The following is a 17,115-nucleotide window of genomic DNA, read 5'->3' on the forward strand; positions in this document are numbered from 1 at the left end:
CTGTGGGCCAACGTTCTGCTGAAGGGAAGGAAGGAGGGAATCGTATGGCCATGCAACAAAAGAGCAACGGAGACCTCCGTGCAATTCGGGCGGGATTCGGTATTTTCCTGATCAGCGAGAGCGTCATTCTGGTGACGCTGATCGCCGCCCGCTATCTGACAGCCGGCGGCAACGTCGGCCCGTACAGCCAGTGGCTAGGGGCCATCACCACGCTGTTCATACTGATTAGCGGCTTCGCTGCACGCGCGGGACGCACCGCCATTGTGCGGGGCAACAATGCTGTCATGCAGCGGCGTTTGGGAACCGCCTTCTGGTTTGGAGTGCTCTCGTTTGCCTCGGTGTTGTTGCAATGGATCCTGTTGGCACATAACAACGTGCCGCCGACTTTGCCCACGGCTGAAGCGTACTACGTGATTACCGGTATCTGGATGCTTATCGCGTTGGTATCGGGATTCGTTTTGTACGCGGCACCGGTTCGCGGGCGTCGGATTGGCGGGTACACGGTAGACGACCATTGGGACGTGGACGCCGCGACCTATTTCTGGTCGTTTACCGCCATTGCTTGGATTGTGTTCTACGTGGTGCTGTACTTCTTGTAGTCTGGCGTTGCTTGGGAAAGGAGGAGCGAAATGGGCAATTATTTTTGGCCCCATTTCCCGTATTTTATCCCTGGCAGTCCCGGCATGCCGCATTGGTGGGACATCTTCTGGTGGTGCTTCCAGTTGGTGATCATGGGCGGGGTGCTGTTGACACTCAGGCATCTGGCGATCCGGGTCGACCGGGATCGGGACGCCGCCGAATTTGGCGCCAAGGCGTCTCGGCCGGGTGCTCCCCAGGTTCCGCCGGACGGACCGGGAATTCCGGGATAATGAAGGCCGGCGGTGGGCTTGCCTGCCGCCGGATCTTCTATGTAACCTCATTTATTTCATGACAAAGGTGTGGTTGCCCCATGCTTAAGAAAGTTCAAGAGACGGGCCGCGCCTATCTAGAATTGACCAAGCCGGGCATCGTCGTCTGGCTTCTCATTACCGCCTATTGCGCCATGATTGTTGGGCATCGCGGGATCCCCCCATTGGCTGAAACGGTTTATACGCTGGTTGGGTTGGGAATGTCAGCGGGTGGGGCCCACGCTGTGAACATGTGGTATGACCGTGACATTGATCAAGTCATGCGTCGCACCCGTCGGCGTCCGGTCGTAACCGGTCGGGTGAGCCCCACGCAGGCGTTGACTTTCGGCATTGTGCTGGGCGCGGTGGCATTTGTCGGGATGGGGACGTTGGTCAACTGGTTGGCGGCAAGCGCCTCCCTAGGGGGATATCTTTTTTACGTTTTCGTATACACGATGTGGCTCAAGCGGCGCTCGCCACAGAACATTGTCATAGGCGGTGCTGCAGGGGCTTTTCCGCCCATTGTCGGATGGGCTGGCGCCACCGGGCACTTGGGCTTGGCATCAGGTCTCATGTTTCTTCTCATTTTTATGTGGACTCCGCCGCATTTCTGGTCGCTGGCTTTATATAAACAGGATGACTATCGCAATGCCAAGATACCCATGATGCCGATTGTCCGCGGGCCGCGGTCCACCAAGATTCAGAGCTTGGTTTACGCGCTTTTGTCGATGGCGGTCTCCATCGCGCTGTACTTGACCCATACCGTGGGTCGTGTCTACTTAGGCGCAGCCGTAGTTTTGGGTATCGCCTTTGTGGTTTATAACATTCGTCTTCTTCGAGAGCCTCCCGGAGAATTGGCTTGGGCGAAAAAGACCTTTCGCTTTTCTCTCATTTATATTGCCGCCCTGTTTGTGGCTATGGTGGTGTAGACTTAGCGTCAAGAGCTCCCTTGGCTCGTCCAGGGAGCTTTTCTTGTGTTCAACGGGATTCGGTAAAATATGGCGTGGAGGGAGATGGATTCATGGCGCATCAGCGATTTCTCGTCAATTTGACCCGTAGCCCGAAAGAGGACCCAGACCGCGTCACAGTGGCCTTTGTTATGGCCAACGCCGCGCTGGGTCTGGATAAAGAAGCGGTAGTCCTGTTATCCACCGAGGGCGTGTGGGCCGGGGTTCCCAAGGAATATCAGCGCGTGCATGAAGATCAGTTTGCGCCCCTGGGTGACCTCATCGAAGGGTTTTTGGACGGGGGCGGGGAGATCTGGGCTTGCACGCCCTGTGTAGAGAAACGCGGACTGTCCGATTCCCTGGACTCCCGCATTAAGCGGGTGGGGGCGGTGAGCGCCATCGCTTGGGTTTCCGAGGAGGGTGTGAGCTTCTCCTTTTAAGCGCTAGAGGGAGTTGAAGTAGGCGACCAGCTGCTTTGCTGCCGCCTTGGAGACCGGGTTGCCTGGCGGCATCCGGGTCGAAATAAAGTTTTCCATGCCGGATGCACCCATGGAGGACACCAAGGAGTGGGTGAAGGGAGGGGTCGGGCCGTGGCACCGGGAGCAGGTGCTGGCATAAAGCGCGCGACCGGCGGCGACGTTGCCGCTGTTGGTGGCCGGGGTAACAGGCGGCTTGTTCTTTGCGCTGGATACCAGGTTGGGGGCGGGAGCAGTTGCCACACCGAGCCCATGGTCATAGACCATGCTTCCTCCCACCACCCCGGTCGCAGAAATCATAATGAGGCCAAGCGCGTATGCTCCGAGTGCCGGATACCAGGGCTTAATAGCGCGGGACCAAGACAGCCGCTCGTTCCCTTTGGCGGTCGTGCGCCAGATGGCGTGGGTGCGCATACGCAGGATGACCACCACGGCAATGAGAGCTCCCGTAATTAGGCCATCCCGGCGATGGGCGGCCAATATGGGACGGACGGTCGGCGGGACCAATATCTTGGTTTCGGCGTACAACCCAGCGGCGATGGCAAAGACCACGGAAATGAGCGTCAACCACAAAAGGACCATGGCCGCCTGAGCCCAATCGCGATCCTGTCGCCAAATAGCGATCAGGTCGAGAAGAAAGGCAGTAAATAAGAGGGCGATAGGAAAGTGGACAATCATCGGATGAACCGTGGCTGGAATCATTGCCCCGCCTCCTGAACTGACGGAGCCCCAGGGGGCTCCGTCCCTTGGTGGGTCATGACCCGCAAGCGCAATCGTTGCAATTGCATTTCCCCGCGCACGCACAGGTATCAGCGCAGTGCCCCGGGGCGCAACTGGCGCAACAGCACGAACCGACGACGGAATCTTCCATTTTGGGGCCTCCTTGCCAAAATCTCTACCGGTAGCGTGCCGGGCTTACGAGCAATTTATGCGTTATATGAAAAAACCAGCCGTCTTGGCTGGTTTTTTCACCGGCACGTTTAGGCTTATGAGTGGTTCCAAGCATCTAGAACCGAGGCCATCTGAGCCAGATTGGGGGTTCCGAGGCCGGTAACCGCATTCCAGCCGGCACCGGCTGAATAATACCAGTTGTCGCCCTGGGTCACGGGATTGAAGGCGGAAGAGCCCTCATTCGCATAGAGGGCCTTGTTCAACAGTCCTTGAGGCCCGCCAAGGTCCTGATCCAGCAAGGCCACCATGCCGGCAATCTGAGGTGCGGCAAATGAGGTCCCGCCCCACCCGTTGGTCCAACCCGCAGTGGGTGTGGTATAAGCGGAATTGGTGTCATAGATGGCATATCCGGTAAAGGGGTCGGCGTTCAGGGATAGGTCGGGAACCCCTCGGGATGAGTTTCCGGTGCCCGACTGCCACCAGCTGTAGAGGCTCGATCCGGTCCCGGGACTTGTGGTCGTCCACAAGTCACTGAAGCCCCCGGTCGATCCCACGGGATAGATGTCTTTCTTCCAGCGGGTTTCCGTTGTGAGTCCAAAGTTTTGATAGTAGGGAAGCAAATAGTCCCAACCCCATCCATGCTCGCCCGTCATGGTGATAGCCGTGCCGGGGATTGGGATGTATCCGGTCTGGTTACTTCCCGGCTGAATCGGGGCCGCATTGGGGTTGGTGGGGGAACTCAGCGGCAAGGTTGTACCGCCGGCCGCCAGAATATCAGGGCTCGATGCTGGGGAATCGACGGCCAGGTTCTTGTCCGTGGGATAGCCGTCATAGGCGCCGTCATCCCCGGATGCGGCAATCATGGTCATACCCTCGGCTGCGCCCTGCATGAAGGCTTGATTGAGGAGATAGGCGTAGGAGAAGGGCTCGAAGAACTCGGCCTCGCCCCAACTGGTGGTCATAACCTGGGCCTGGTCGGCCGTCGCCACTGCGTCGTACAAGTCAATGAACCCGGGATTGGTATTCGGCGCCTCGTAGACGATGATATTCGCCCCCGGGGCCATGGCTCCCGATCGCTCGACATCCAGGGAGGTCTCCGACCCGCCGATGCCGTAGCCGGATGCCGTGGTGGACTGTCCGTCCACACCCACCTCGCTCAGCGTCCCCTTGCGCTTGATGCCGTAATAACTCCAGAAGTATTTGGCGTCGCTCGGCTTAAACGGCGCCAGCGTCGCCACGGCAATGGTTTCGCCGGAACCTGTGACATGCTGGTTATAGAGCGGATTGACCCCATAGGCATGAGAAATCTGCTGCGGAGAGTAGCCCACGGCTTGATTTTGATCGGCCAGACCGGACACGCCTTGCAGTTGCACCGCGTTGTCCGTCAAGCCATTGTAGGTTGTCATGCCGGCGATGCCCGACACCAGAGCGGCGAGATTATAGCTGTTGCCCTGATAACTATAGGTCGTCGGAAGGGTCGGGGCATTAGAGTTGGCAATGAAGGAGCGGCCTTTGGATAGGTAGTTGTTAATGGACACGCCGAAGGCCTTTTCCACATTGCCCACGGTACCACTCACATTAATCCCCAGCGCATATTGCACGGTCTGTCCGTTGAGGGTGACGGGCGTGATGTTGTACTGCGCGAGATAGTTCAAGAGCGCTTGGACTTGCGACGACGATGGAGCATACTCCTTCGCAAATTGCTTCTCGCTCAAAAAGTGGTGGAAGTATCGGTTTCCCGGTGTCACGGTGTCCTGAATAAACTGGTTGAGACTCGGCATGTTGGATGGGCTTTGGAAGTTGAAGCCAATGAAAAGAGTAATGTGAGCCGACGTTGAGGCAGACCCCTGTTCGTAGATGAGGCTAATAGATTGTGGGCCACGTTGCCTTTCAGTTGGCCATATTTGGCAGCCGAGGCGGATCCTGAGGCCAGCATCATTAAGGGCACGGCCATAAGGGCCGCGGAGCTCATGAGAGCCCAGGAACGTTTCATCATCGAATTCCCTCCTTGGACGAATGTGGAAAAAATGGTGCCCGGAGGAAAATTCGCGATGTGCAAGAAAATTCCTGCTAAGTTATGGGATAAGACGCCCCTTCCCAAAGCGAACCGGTCGGTACCCCGGACAGCCAAAATCGCTTCCGGGTCCTTCCGTTCGGCTGCTATTCGATCGGGCAGTCATGCGCCGAATGAGAAGTGTCGATAATCTGCTGCACCTAACGGTACTGAATGCGGGGATCGACTAAGGTGTAGGCAAGGTCTGCCAACAGGCTGCCCGTAATGGTAACCGCAGCCAAGACTAGTGCCACGGTGGTGGCCTGGGCAAAGAAAAATCCATTCAAGGCCCCCAGGAGTGCGGTCCCTGCACCGGGAATGCCGTAGATCACCTCTACCGCAATAATCGTGTTAATCATGGTCGGGAACGACAAGCCGAGTTGGGTAATGAACGGCAATAACGCTTTTCGCACAACGTGCCTTGAGACCACGCGCCGCTCCGGTACGCCCTTGGCTCGCGCCGTACGGATGAATTCTTCATGTAGCAACTCGGCGGCCGAACTCCTGAGTTGCCGGCTCCAAGGGCCAATAACCGACAATGCCAGCGTCACCACTGGAAGGACCTCATGCCAGGCCCAATTAGCCAGCGAGGCATGGGGCGGTGCAAGGCCACTAGCTGGAAAAAGGATAATCTGGACGCTGAAGACAAACAACAACACAAAGCCCAGGAAAAAGCTTGGGATGGCACTGAGGATTCCCACCAGTGCGCTCACGGCCCCATCGAACAGAGTACCTGCATGACGTGTCTGAGCGAGTGCCAAAAGCACAGAAAAGACCGCTCCAATCAGCATACCTAGCCCTAGGATCTCCAATGTTGGCGGAAGAGCCCGGGTAATGATTGATCCCACCCCGCCAACTGACAGTAATCCCTTCATCCACAGCATAAATTGGACGGGAACCGGATGGTTCAGTCCCAGCCGGGCGTTTAGAGCGGCTCCTTTTGCGGGGGTCCAAGTCTTACCCAGTATCGCGCGAGCAGGGCTGGCCGTGTCAATGTGCAACAAGAAAAAGATAATCACCGCGATGCCAAAGAGAGCTAAGATGTCTTGCCCGAGACGGCGCGCCAGGAAGGGTATCACGAGGCACCTCCTTGACGGGCCAGGACGTCGTGGGTGGCATCAGCGACCAAGTTGGCCGATAGTTCGACAAGCACCAGGGCCAAACCGGGAAAAATCATTAGCCACCAATAACCGTCAAATACGGCGTTGGAACTGTAGGCGATCATGGTGGCCCAGTTGGGGGCCGGGGGAGGGAGGCTAAACCCAAAGAAGCTGGCGGTCGCCACCACCAAGACGGTAGCACCGAGACAGTTGCTAAGCGCGACCAGCAACGTGCCCCCCATGTTCGGAAGGACGTGGCGGCCTGCTAAGCCCAGTGGGCCCGCTCCCAAAGACTGTGCCGCTTCAATATAGGGCCGCTCTTTAATCGACAGCGTTTGCGCTCGAACAATCCGTGCCACAAGAGGCCAACTGGTGAGTCCCACCACGGCAATCAGGGCCTGGGTGTTCAACCGATAGAGGTTCATAATCAGCAAAATGGGCACCAATTGGGGAACGCTCAGCACAATGTCCGTTACCCAGGTGCCCAATGCGTCAGCCCAGCGCCCGCCCAAAGCCGACGCCCACCCCACGGCCAGCCCAATCAGCGTGGCGCCTACGGTGGAAGCCAAGCTGACGATTAAAATCATCTGCCCGCCCCACATAACCCGGGCCAATTCGCTGCGTCCGAGATTATCGGTGCCGAGAGGGAAGCTTAGCGACGGGGGCTGGTCCATGAGGTTGACATGGATCAAAAGAGGGTTCTGGCGATAGATTAAGGGTCCCAAATAGGTAAAGGCCAGCATGAACATGAAGATACCTACGCCTGTCCAAAAGCGCCAGTCGCGGGTGAGCCGTGGACGATGGCGCCTCGAGCGCGGACGCGGTTCGCTCATGTTATCACTTGTCATCGAGTTGGCTTGCATTATGCCTCGTCCCAATCATTGTCATATTTAGATATTAATAACGCCATTATAGCCCATTTAAGTCACGGGGTTGCGGACGGTAAGAAGGAGGGGGGCCGTGCCCGACCAGAACCACTTCATCTTGGCGAACGCGACCGGTGTGTTGGGGGGGATGTCCAGTCGTCGACCTTCGGTCAGCGGGGGGAGATGCTCCCGGTACCGAGGCGCGCTAACCGGTGTTGAGCGACGCTCCTCATCCACCGCGGTAATCCCCGACAAGGTGCCGCCGGGAAGGTGTATCTCCAGCGGCGTTGTCGAGTCCTCAAAGCGGAGTAGCGACAGGGATCGGGACACCGTTTGAGCCCCTTCGGCAGTCGCCAGCGTGTCGACGAAGCCCAGCGTGTCGCCATCGGCGTCCGGCATGCCCTCACTTAAGGGAAGCCACACGTCCCGCCGCCAAAAGAGGGCCGGGAATCCCAGTGGAGCGTCCACACGAGCCGGTCCCGGGCCACTAAAGACTTTGCCAGTCCACCAGTGAACCCAGGTCCCGGAGGGCAGGTAAACGGTCTGACGTTCCTGACGGGGACGGATAATCGGCGCCATGAGGAGGCTGGTGCCGAGGAGAAACTGGCCATGCCCATCGCCCTTCGCTTGGGGATATTCCAGCCACACTGGGCGAATGAGAGGAAGACCCGCCGTTGTGGCTTCGACTGCCAGGGTATAGAAAACCGGGAAGAGAGCTGCGTGCAGTCGGGCCATTCGTGCATAGGCCGCCTGTGTTTGGGCGTCGCGCGACCAATGATGGTTTCGGGGACGGGCCGTCCCGTGATGTGTCCGCATCAATGGCATCAGAGCAGCCACCTCGGTCCACCGGATATAAAGTTCACGGGTCGAAGGGCGGGTTAGGCCGAACGTCATGTACCCCGCGATGTCCGTTCCCCAAAACACGTTGCCGCTTAAGCCCGCCGAGAGCGCCTGGGGCACCACCGTGGGCAGGCCGTCCGCTCGATCCCAATCTGTGTCGGAGTCGCCACCCCACATGGCGGGAGCCAGCGATGGGGTTTCAAGGCCGGCAGACCGGACAAAAAAAGAGTAGTCTCCGTTGGGGCGTTGCGCTTCCCAAAATTCTCGGTTTAGCGATTGCCAGAGCAGCGGCCAGCGGTTGTGGCTCTGCCATCCGTCGCTTCCATCCGCGAGCTGGCTGCCCACGGGAAGATGCTCACCGAAGTCCGCCATCCAGCCATCAAACCCCATCTCCACGGCCGGCGAGAAAACGCGGGACTTGACCCATTCCCGTGTCTCCGGCCGGGTGAGGTCTAACTCACCGTGATGCTTTCCCAAAATGTCAATGTCCACCCATTGTCCTCCAGAATCAAGGACCAGGTGTCCACCTTTTTGCGCTTCATGGAACAACGGCGTGTCGACGGCCACCTCGGGGCAAAAATATCCTAGAACTTTAAATCCATCCTGGTGGAGTTGCTCGACCATCCTCTCCCACTGGGGGTATAGGCGACGGCTGAGCTGGTGGCTCAACGGTCGCATCCAAAACCGCTTCTCATCTTCCCATGAACCGGTCCAGTCTTCGATCCATATGGCGGATGACGGGATCCGATGCTCTCGCAACCTGGCCGCCGTTTTCAGCACATTGTCCTGACCTTGCACGGCGTCGTTCCACGGTCCAAACTGCCAAATCGCCGGCATTCGGGGAAGGCCGAGAAGGAGATTTCTGCGGGTGAGAGCTTCCTTAAGGGTGGACCCGGCGACCAGGTGGAGTCGCACTTGCGAACCCCAGATGCGGAGACGACGTCGGGACCCGCGGATGGACCAGTCGATGCGATCCTTTTCCTCAATCCATGCCGCATATCCCAGCGAACTGAGCCAGGTAGGGGAGGGCGCGTAGGTGGCACGGTGGCCGGGCAGGGGCACGAGGCCTGTCCAGCGAAGAAGCGGCGACAGAGGACCAAGCCCCACCGGACCCTCTTCCGTCCACGTGCTCCAGGTGCCATCCGGCATGCGCGGACCGTCCCCGTATTCTCCAAAACCGTAGAGACGTTCCCCCTGAGGCCCCCACCAGACCCATCCGGAACGATTATGGTCGGCAGCATCTAATTGCAGCAGCAGGTGCCAGGGTTCAGGTTGTTCCAGACGAATCGTGGCCAAAGCCCTGGATGCCCGATCCACCAACGTCCATTGACCTTTGGAGAGGGAGATGGCGTCGAACGGGACAAGGCGGTGCCGTCCGCGCTCCTTGAAGACATCCCATGCTAGCCAGTGCCGTTCGGTGACCTGTTGCACGTCTTCGATTATCCAGTCGGACAGATGAACGACCATAAGAGGCTTCTCGTCGCTGCGAATCACCAGACGATTTTGGGAATTCATGTCACAATGAAGAATATCCATGTGCTTACCTTACACGAACGCGTCGCGACACGGAAACCAAGATAGGGGGGGTGGGATGGGAAATCCTTGGGATGACGCTATCCGAGAAAATTTGGGCCGGGTCTTGACCTGCCATCCTCTGTCTTCCGCCGAGGCTGCCGGGCGTTGGGTGCCGCACGGGACTCGGGCTATGGCATGTTGAAACAAGATGTGCGGCGCGCGAGCGTCGCTTTTATGACGGTCGGGCGACCGCCTTGCTAAGCTTGGATCTTCCCGTCCCCTTAGCTTGGCCACGGGTGGGCCCCCGCATTGGCTGCTCCTTAAGTACCTTTGGATCGGCGTCTCTGGGGCCGCGATCAGGGCCCAGGAAGCTAGTCCTGCACATCATGCCTTGCGCCCGGAGTGGCCGGAGCCACTTGAGAGCTTGTCGCGGCCTGTGGTGGAGGCAAAGCTCTGGAGTTATTGCGAGTTCCTGCCTGGGAATGGCAGCCCCACGGCGAGATGGGTTCGTCGGGTCACCATACCGCTCAGATTCTCGCCCAGGAGCTGCCGCACTGGTTCACGGTCCTATTTAACGATGCTCAGCGCTTCGGAAGTAGCGAAAAGTCTCCTCCAGACCATCCTTCAAGCTGACCCGAGGCTCCCAGCCAAGCAACTGTCGTGCCTTTGAGATGTCGGGGCAGCGGTTCGTCGGATCATCGGGGGGGAGCGGCCGTGGCTCCACCTTCAGGGGAATCCCGGCCACCTCGGCCACGACTTCGGCGAAATTCAGAATGGTGCGCTCTTCAGGATTGCCAATGTTCATGACTTCGCCGGCTAGTCCGTCGGTGACGGCTGCCCGCCAAATCCCGTCCACCTCATCGGAGACGTAGCAGAAGCTTCGGGTTTGCTGGCCCGAACCGTAGACCGTCAACGGCTTGCCCAGCAGCGCTTGGCGCACAAAGTTTGGCACCACGCGCCCATCCTCAGATTGCATGCGCGGGCCGTAGCAGTTAAAGAAGCGTAGAATACGAGCGTCTAAATGGTATTTGCGCACATATTCCATCGTCAGCGCTTCGGCAAAGCGCTTTGACTCGTCATAACAGGACCGTGGTCCAACCGGATTCACATGGCCCCAATAGCTTTCCGGCTGTGGTGAGACGGCCGGGTCGCCGTACGCCTCCGACGTGGAGGCCAACACAAAGCGCGCGCCGTAGCGGAGCGCAGCATCGAGCGCATGTTTGGTTCCCATCGAATTGACCATCAAGGTCTCAACGGCGAGACGGCGATAGTGAACCGGAGAGGCGGGGGAGGCCAGATGGAATATCAATTCGCACTTCGGGGGCAACGCCCCCTCGGGCCAGGATTCAGATACATCAGCCTCAATGCAGGTCACGGTGTCCTTGGTGTGCTGGGACAAATTGTCCCAGCTTCCCGTGGCCAGATTGTCCAGTACGACCACATGAAATCCTTCTTGCACCAACCGATCAACCAGGTGGCTACCAATGAAGCCGGCGCCTCCCGTCACAATGGCAGTCTTCAATCGAATGCCTCCCTTCGACTACCGTCCGATTCCGCGATACTGGAGTCCGGCTTGGCGTGCAGCCTCGGGATCCCAGAAATTGCGTCCATCGATAACAATACCGCGCGTCAGGCGGTCCGCAATGGTTGCTAGCGGGATTTCGGCGAAAGACGGCCACTCGGTCGCCAAGATGAGGGCATCGGCGCCGTCCAAGGCATCCTCGGCTGAATCGGCGAATTCGACTTCCAGATCGGGGCGAAGGCGCCGTAGATTGTCCAAGGCAATGGGGTCATAGACCCGAACCCGAGCACCTAATCGCAACAATTCCTCAATGATGGTTAAGGACGGCGCATCACGCAAATCATCCGTGCCGGGCTTGAATGCAACCCCCCACACGGCAATGCGACGCCCCTTGACGGGTTTGAGCGCCTCTTGCAGCCGTTTAATCACCAACAGACGTTGCTCGCGGTTGACATCTTGGGTGGCGTGCAGAAGTCGCGGTTGATAGCCGTACTCCTCTGCGGTAACCGTTAGTGCTGCCATGTCCTTGCCAAAGCAACTGCCTCCCCAACCGATTCCCGCGTTCAGAAATCGCCCGCCGATGCGCTGGTCAAGCCCAATGCCCCGCATGACCTGGACAATATCCGCACCAACGCGTTCAGAGATGTTGGCAATCTCGTTGGCAAAGGAGATTTTTGTGGCCAGAAACGCGTTGGCGGCGTACTTAATCATTTCTGACGAGATGCGGTCTGTCACAACAACGGGCACGGAGGTCACCCCGTTAGGACGGGGCGATTCCGGCGGCGGTTCAAATGATTGCTCCAGGATCGGCCGGTAGAGCTCTTGGAGTCGGTCGATGGCCCACGCCTCATCCGCGCCGAGCACAATGCGGTCCGGGTAGAGCGTGTCGAAAATGGCGGTTCCCTCGCGTAGAAACTCCGGGTTGGAGGCCACCGTATACCATTCACTACTGGGAGCACGACCATGGACCTCCCGGTAGCCGTCTTGCACCCAGACTTCCACCAAGTTGGCCGAACCGATGGGGACAGTTGCTTTGTTGACAATCACCTGACGGGGGTGCCCGTGCATGCCCCGGCCAATCGCCAACGCTGCCTGGCGTACATAACGCAAATCGGCCTCGCCATCGGGCAACGGCGGTGTGCCCACGGCGATGAAAATCACTTCACTGGAACCGACCACGCTTTCGGCGTCGTTAGTTATCGATAGACGGCCCTGGTCTATGGATCGCGCCAGCAGGGACTCAAGACCCTCCTCAAATATGGGAGAGCGGCGCTGATTGATTAGGGCGATTTTTTCCTCCGATACCTCGATTAGCGTGACGTGGTGGCCCAAGTCGGCTAGTACTGCCCCAGTCACCAACCCTACATAGCCCGCCCCGAACACCGAAACTCTCATGCTATGCCATGCCTCCTAAAAGATCACGATAAAAAGCACAGGTCTTGGCCGCTATGGCCTCTTGCGTGAAATGGTCCCGAACCCGTTCAGCTCCACGCTGAGCCAAGGTGGCGCGAAGGGCATCATCTTGAAGCACACGCCGAATGGCCTCGGTCAATTGCGGCACGTCGCCTTCGGGAAAGACCAGTCCCGCATCCCCAATGACGTTGGGAATTTCACCGCTATCCGAACCAATCACCACATCGTGTGAGGCCATCGCCTCCGTGAGAACACGGCCGAACTGCTCCTTCCAACGGGCGGTGGTCCGAGAGGGGAGCACTAGCACATCCATGAGATTCATGACGTCGCCCATGGCGTCAGAGGAAACCCAGGGAAGCCGTGTGACCTGCTTTGCCAGACCGTTTCCGTCAGCCCAGTCTCGAATTTGGGCATCGTAGGGACCGGTTCCCACGATTAATAAGCCCACATCGCTGTTTTTCTGAAGCACCGGGCGTATGGACGCCAGTAAATCGCCTATGCCCTTGTCCTCGATGAGTCGTCCCACGTAGCCTACCACAAAAGACTGGCCAAAATTGTACTGGCGGCGAAGTGCCTGGCGGTCCCGCGGTCCAAACAGCGCCAAGTCTGTCCCAAACTGGGGGACGACAGTCACCGGCTTGGTGTAGCCCTTTTTCCGCAAGACTTGTTCAGCATCTTGATTGCCCGCAATGGCACCGCGAGTGCCTCGAAACACATCTTGCTCGATGGCGGAAAAGGGCAACGGATACCGCTTGTAAATGTTCTGCCAGGTAAAAAAGAGGCTTGGCACGCCAAGCTTGCGCGCTGCTCGCACCCCTTGCCAGGTCACGAAACTGTAGTGCTCCTCGTCAATGTGGACCAAATCGGGCTTAAAGTCCCGTATAATGCGCGTTAGTTTAGGATACCAGTGGAAGTGGTTTTTGCCATTGAAGGGGATGGGCAACTTGTAGATAGGGTACGCCTCATCCGCCGAATCGGGTTCAAAAGGCAAGTTGGCCCAATGATCAGGCACCACCAAGCCCATCTCCATATCCGCCATCTGGTGCATATAGGCAATCTTGGAGCGGTAGGATGCCGTCACGCAAGCTTTGGAGATCATGAGTACGCGCATACGACACCCCTTCACGAGTTTTTCTCTCGGTTATCATAGCGAATATGGTCGAACTGGGAAAGTCTTGGGCTTGCACTATTGTTACAACTTCGCAACAATTTTAGAGTAGACTATGCGTCAATGGTGTTCGCGACAAGTCAAGAAAGGTGGTCAAACATGAAACGACAACAGGTAGGTTTGGCGCTGTCCATTTCGGCGCTTGGAGTCCTCATTGCCGGGTGCGGAACGCATACAGCGTCAGCCTCAGGGTCAGCCACGGTGGCCACCGTCAACGGGCAAAAAGTTACCCAGAATGATGTGAATTTGTTCGTCAAGGGGCTAGAGTTCATGCAGGGGCAGACGCTACCCACGTCATCAAAGGAAAAAGCCTTGGAGGTCAAGGCGGTGGTAGCTCAGACCGCCGTTAATCAGTGGGCGATTAAGCACCACCTGATCACCGAAAAGAAAGCCAAGTCTGAGGCGAACCAATTTATCAGTTCCAACATTGAGGCTCAAGTTGGTGGGAAGTCCGGATTAACCCAATTGCTAAAGAGCAAGAATCTGACCTTTGCGCAGTTTCAGAGCTATATTGCAGACCAAATGGTGGCTCAAAGCGTTTTTACCAAGGTGACAAAAAACGTCAAGGCACCCACCACGGCCCAGGAACAGTCTTATTACCAAAAGAACAAGTCTAGCTTCACCACGCCTCCTCAGGACGAGGTTAGTGACATTGTGGTGAAAACCAATGCGTTGGCTCAGAAACTTCTGAAGGAGGCCAAGGGCGGCTCAAGCTTTGCCACGTTGGCCAAACACTATTCGATTGCCTCGACCGGTAAGTCGGGTGGCAGTCTCGGGTATTTGCCAGCCACGTCCATGTCCAGCGGCATGGCGAAGACGCTGTCCGGGATGAAGGTGGGTCAATATGCCACCTATCACGGATCCCAGGGATACCATGTCATTTGGCTTCAGGCCACCAAGCCGTCGGCCGTCGCACCCTTTTCCAAGGTACAAAGCGAAATCCAATCGCTACTGCAGCAGCAATCGGCCGATACCGTGTATCAAAACTGGACCAAGAAAATGGAGAAGTCCCAGCATATTACCATCAAGAAGTCTTAGGCGACAGTGCGGAAAGGGGCTGTCTCAAAAGGCTTTTACCGTAAAATTTTCTCCCACTTGGCCCCTAAAAACGGGGAGAAAAGTGATTCCTTTCCTCCACTACGTGGGGTAAAACGGGCACATTTTAGGGACGGCGTTACCGCTGACATACCTTTTGGGACAGCCCCTTGTTTTTGCGGGTAGCCAGGAGGGTTGTCGGGGCACACTGAAAGGCGACCATTACTGGGAGTGAGGTGGGAACATCAACAAACCCAAAGTGTGGCTGGACATGGATCCCGGCATCGATGACGCTTGGGCGCTGGCCATTGCGCGGTCGCGCTGCCATGTGGTGGGTGTATCGGCGGTAGCTGGCAACGTGGCATTGCCCCATACTTTTGGCAATGCGCAACGGCTGATGGAAGTACTGCACCTGGAAGTGCCATTACTCGCCGGCGCCGAGCATCCCATCTTGGGTCCGCTGATTACGGCGGAGGCGTTTCATGGTCCAGGCGGGGTCGGCGAATGGGAAGGACGAACGGTCCAGGTGCCTCGCGAACAAGAACGTGTCTGGACCTATTGGGCCTCTCACTTAGAGGAATGGACAAATGTGCACATCGTTGCAACCGGGCCCCTGACCAATCTCGCAATTGCCCTCATGGCGCATTCGCCGTTGGCGACTGCCTTTGCCTCCGTCACTTGCATGTGCGGGGCACTCCCCGGGGCGCAAGTGGACAAGGCCCAAGAATTTAATGTCTATGTCGATCCTCACGCAGCGGACGCTGTCTTTCACTGGGTTACACCGCTGCAACTCATCGGCATCAATGTCGCCCATAAGGCGCTCATTCCCGTGCAGGACGTGGATAGACTGAATCGATTCGGAGAGGTCGGAAAGACCCTGCATCGGATGTTGGGGTTTTATAGCCAGCGCTCGCGTGGTGAAGGTGGCAATCCCGAGGCCTTTCCCATCGATGATGTGGTGGCTGTAGCGGCGGTTTCTGCTCCGGAACTCTTTCGTTGGCGCGAAATGCCGTTGGCCGTCGTTCGGGAAGGGCCGCTTCGGGGGACGGTGGTGATCTCGCCGGTGGATGTGAAGCGGCCTCCCGTCAAAGTTGCTGTCGACATTGATGTGGCGGGATTTCGGGACTGGGTTTGGGATTCGATGGCGGCCTTTTCCGAAGCATAAAGGTTGCCCTTGGGGCGCATCCTCACGATAGGTTCCAACATGCGACAGGGGAGGCTACTGATGAACGTTCAAGAGATTATGAGCAAGGACGTCAAAACGGTCACATCCAGCGACCCCATTAAAAAGGCTGCGGAAATTATGAAACAGGTGGACTGCGGCAGCGTACCGGTGGTAGACCAAGGCAAAGTGATCGCCATGGTGACGGACCGTGACATCGTCGTTCGGGCCGTGGCGGGTGGCAAAGGACCGGATACGCCAGTCAAGGAGTGCATGTCCCAAACCGTCGTCACCGTATCTCCGGAAACGGACGCTCGCAAAGCCGCCAACACCATGGCAGACAATCAGGTTCGCCGGCTACCAGTCGTTCAAAACGGACAGTTGGTTGGTATTTTGGCGATTGCGGACCTGGCCCGCAAGAACATCTACGTCAGCGAAAGCGGCCATGCACTGAGTGACATTTCTGAGCCTAACCGTCAATCCAACGCTGTCCAACATTAAGTCAAAGCATACGGCGTTCCCACTGGGGACGCCGTTTTTTGTTGCTTAACCTATAACTGCCAATTGCCGTTGCCGTACAATAAGGCTTAACCGGATTTTGGACTCCGATGGGGGAGGGATCAGGGTGGAGACCATACGGATCGGCGTGGTGGGCTTATGTATTCGCAGTCGGGACCGCTCAGTGCTCATGGCAAAGCATCGCCGCACAATCAACCAGGCGAGCTGGGGACTACCGGGAGGCGGTGTGGAATTGGGAGAACTCCCGCATGACGCAATGCAAAGGGAATGGCATGAGGAATTAGGAGTACCCTTAACCAGCACCGATTTAATCGCCATTTCGCATCGCGCAGACCCAAACCAAACGAGCATTCTCTATGTCTTCCAGGTCGCCTGCGACTGGCGCCAGATGAGCATCGATGGCGACGAGGTGCTCGGTTACGGGTGGATCTCCCCTAAACGTCTTCGCGTTCTTCGTGGGCGCCAACAACTCATTAGCTCCCGAGATGCGTTCTTAGTCGACTATATTTTACGAGGCGGACCCTTGTCGGTGATTCCGGCGACCGAATACCAAGCCCCGGGCGACATCTACCGGGGTCTGAAGCGTACCGCCTTCTATGTGGGCGGCTATCAAGACATGTCGCCGAAAGCTCCAACAAGCCCCTAGGAGCCTTTTCATTTAATCCGAACCCGCACGGCGCGCGGGTTTGACGCATTGGACGCTGCGATTTTCCTACACTAA

Annotated in this window: 16 protein-coding genes; 8 read left to right on the plus strand and 8 right to left on the minus strand. The window is 57.6% G+C overall.

All coding sequences use genetic code 11. The annotated features are described in order from the left end of the window. Positions 1 to 44: 44 nt before the first annotated feature. The 4 genes from HIJ39_RS00585 (at position 45) to HIJ39_RS00600 (ending at position 2,274) form a co-directional block, all read left to right on the plus strand. Positions 45 to 599: a hypothetical protein gene (locus HIJ39_RS00585; RefSeq protein ID WP_169095611.1), complete on the plus strand. Its 555-nt coding sequence runs from the start codon at positions 45 to 47 to the stop codon at positions 597 to 599. A gap of 30 nt (positions 600 to 629) precedes the next feature. Beyond that, positions 630 to 869, plus strand: a complete 240-nt coding sequence (locus HIJ39_RS00590) for a hypothetical protein (RefSeq protein WP_169095398.1) — start codon at positions 630 to 632, stop codon at positions 867 to 869. Between the two features lie 80 nt (positions 870 to 949). Beyond that, the gene (locus tag HIJ39_RS00595; protein ID WP_169095613.1) at positions 950 to 1,816 is read left to right on the plus strand and encodes a heme o synthase; all 867 of its coding nucleotides are present in this window, start codon (positions 950 to 952) and stop codon (positions 1,814 to 1,816) included. 92 nt (positions 1,817 to 1,908) lie between these two features. Beyond that, entirely contained in the window at positions 1,909 to 2,274 is a 366-nt protein-coding gene (locus HIJ39_RS00600) for a DsrE family protein (RefSeq protein ID WP_169095615.1), read from the plus strand. Positions 2,275 to 2,277: 3 nt separating this feature from the next. Here HIJ39_RS00600 and HIJ39_RS00605 read toward each other — a convergent pair whose 3' ends face one another. The 8 genes from HIJ39_RS00605 to HIJ39_RS00640 all read right to left on the minus strand — a co-directional run bounded on the left by HIJ39_RS00605 (position 2,278) and on the right by HIJ39_RS00640 (position 13,621). Further along, complete coding sequence (locus tag HIJ39_RS00605) at positions 2,278 to 3,012, minus strand: DUF2231 domain-containing protein (RefSeq protein WP_169095617.1); 735 nt, start codon at positions 3,010 to 3,012, stop codon at positions 2,278 to 2,280. A gap of 284 nt (positions 3,013 to 3,296) precedes the next feature. Then, the gene (locus HIJ39_RS00610; protein WP_338055030.1) at positions 3,297 to 5,219 is read right to left on the minus strand and encodes a S53 family peptidase; all 1,923 of its coding nucleotides are present in this window, start codon (positions 5,217 to 5,219) and stop codon (positions 3,297 to 3,299) included. Positions 5,220 to 5,415: 196 nt separating this feature from the next. Beyond that, the gene (locus HIJ39_RS00615; protein ID WP_169095619.1) at positions 5,416 to 6,333 is read right to left on the minus strand and encodes an ABC transporter permease subunit; all 918 of its coding nucleotides are present in this window, start codon (positions 6,331 to 6,333) and stop codon (positions 5,416 to 5,418) included. Beyond that, positions 6,330 to 7,187 carry an ABC transporter permease gene (locus tag HIJ39_RS00620; protein WP_169095621.1) on the minus strand — a complete coding sequence of 286 codons (858 nt, stop codon included), beginning with the start codon at positions 7,185 to 7,187 and terminating at the stop codon, positions 6,330 to 6,332. Before HIJ39_RS00620 ends, HIJ39_RS00615 begins: the two co-directional genes overlap by 4 nt. 87 nt (positions 7,188 to 7,274) lie before the next feature. After that, positions 7,275 to 9,596 carry a TIM-barrel domain-containing protein gene (locus HIJ39_RS00625; protein WP_169095623.1) on the minus strand — a complete coding sequence of 774 codons (2,322 nt, stop codon included), beginning with the start codon at positions 9,594 to 9,596 and terminating at the stop codon, positions 7,275 to 7,277. Between the two features lie 550 nt (positions 9,597 to 10,146). After that, complete coding sequence (locus HIJ39_RS00630; protein ID WP_169095625.1) at positions 10,147 to 11,097, minus strand: UDP-glucuronic acid decarboxylase family protein; 951 nt, start codon at positions 11,095 to 11,097, stop codon at positions 10,147 to 10,149. Positions 11,098 to 11,115: 18 nt separating this feature from the next. Then, positions 11,116 to 12,492: a UDP-glucose dehydrogenase family protein gene (locus HIJ39_RS00635; RefSeq protein ID WP_169095627.1), complete on the minus strand. Its 1,377-nt coding sequence runs from the start codon at positions 12,490 to 12,492 to the stop codon at positions 11,116 to 11,118. A gap of 1 nt (position 12,493) precedes the next feature. Beyond that, complete coding sequence (locus HIJ39_RS00640) at positions 12,494 to 13,621, minus strand: glycosyltransferase family 4 protein (RefSeq protein ID WP_169095629.1); 1,128 nt, start codon at positions 13,619 to 13,621, stop codon at positions 12,494 to 12,496. 156 nt (positions 13,622 to 13,777) lie between these two features. On the opposite strand from HIJ39_RS00640, the gene HIJ39_RS00645 reads away from it, so the two are divergent. The 4 genes from HIJ39_RS00645 (at position 13,778) to HIJ39_RS00660 (ending at position 17,040) form a co-directional block, all read left to right on the plus strand. Continuing rightward, a complete protein-coding gene (locus tag HIJ39_RS00645; protein WP_169095631.1) occupies positions 13,778 to 14,716 on the plus strand; it encodes a peptidyl-prolyl cis-trans isomerase in 939 nt (312 codons plus the stop codon). A gap of 268 nt (positions 14,717 to 14,984) precedes the next feature. Further along, positions 14,985 to 15,878 (plus strand): nucleoside hydrolase, encoded by an 894-nt coding sequence (locus tag HIJ39_RS00650; RefSeq protein WP_169095633.1) that lies wholly within the window; start codon positions 14,985 to 14,987, stop codon positions 15,876 to 15,878. A 60-nt stretch (positions 15,879 to 15,938) separates the two neighbouring features. Next, a complete protein-coding gene (locus HIJ39_RS00655) occupies positions 15,939 to 16,376 on the plus strand; it encodes a CBS domain-containing protein (protein ID WP_169095635.1) in 438 nt (145 codons plus the stop codon). A gap of 124 nt (positions 16,377 to 16,500) precedes the next feature. Beyond that, positions 16,501 to 17,040, plus strand: coding sequence for an NUDIX domain-containing protein (locus tag HIJ39_RS00660; protein WP_169095637.1), 540 nt, complete (start codon positions 16,501 to 16,503; stop codon positions 17,038 to 17,040). The last annotated feature ends 75 nt before the right edge of the window (positions 17,041 to 17,115 follow it).

This window comes from Sulfobacillus harzensis (genome assembly GCF_012933365.1).
GTDB lineage: Bacteria > Bacillota > Sulfobacillia > Sulfobacillales > Sulfobacillaceae > Sulfobacillus_B > Sulfobacillus_B harzensis.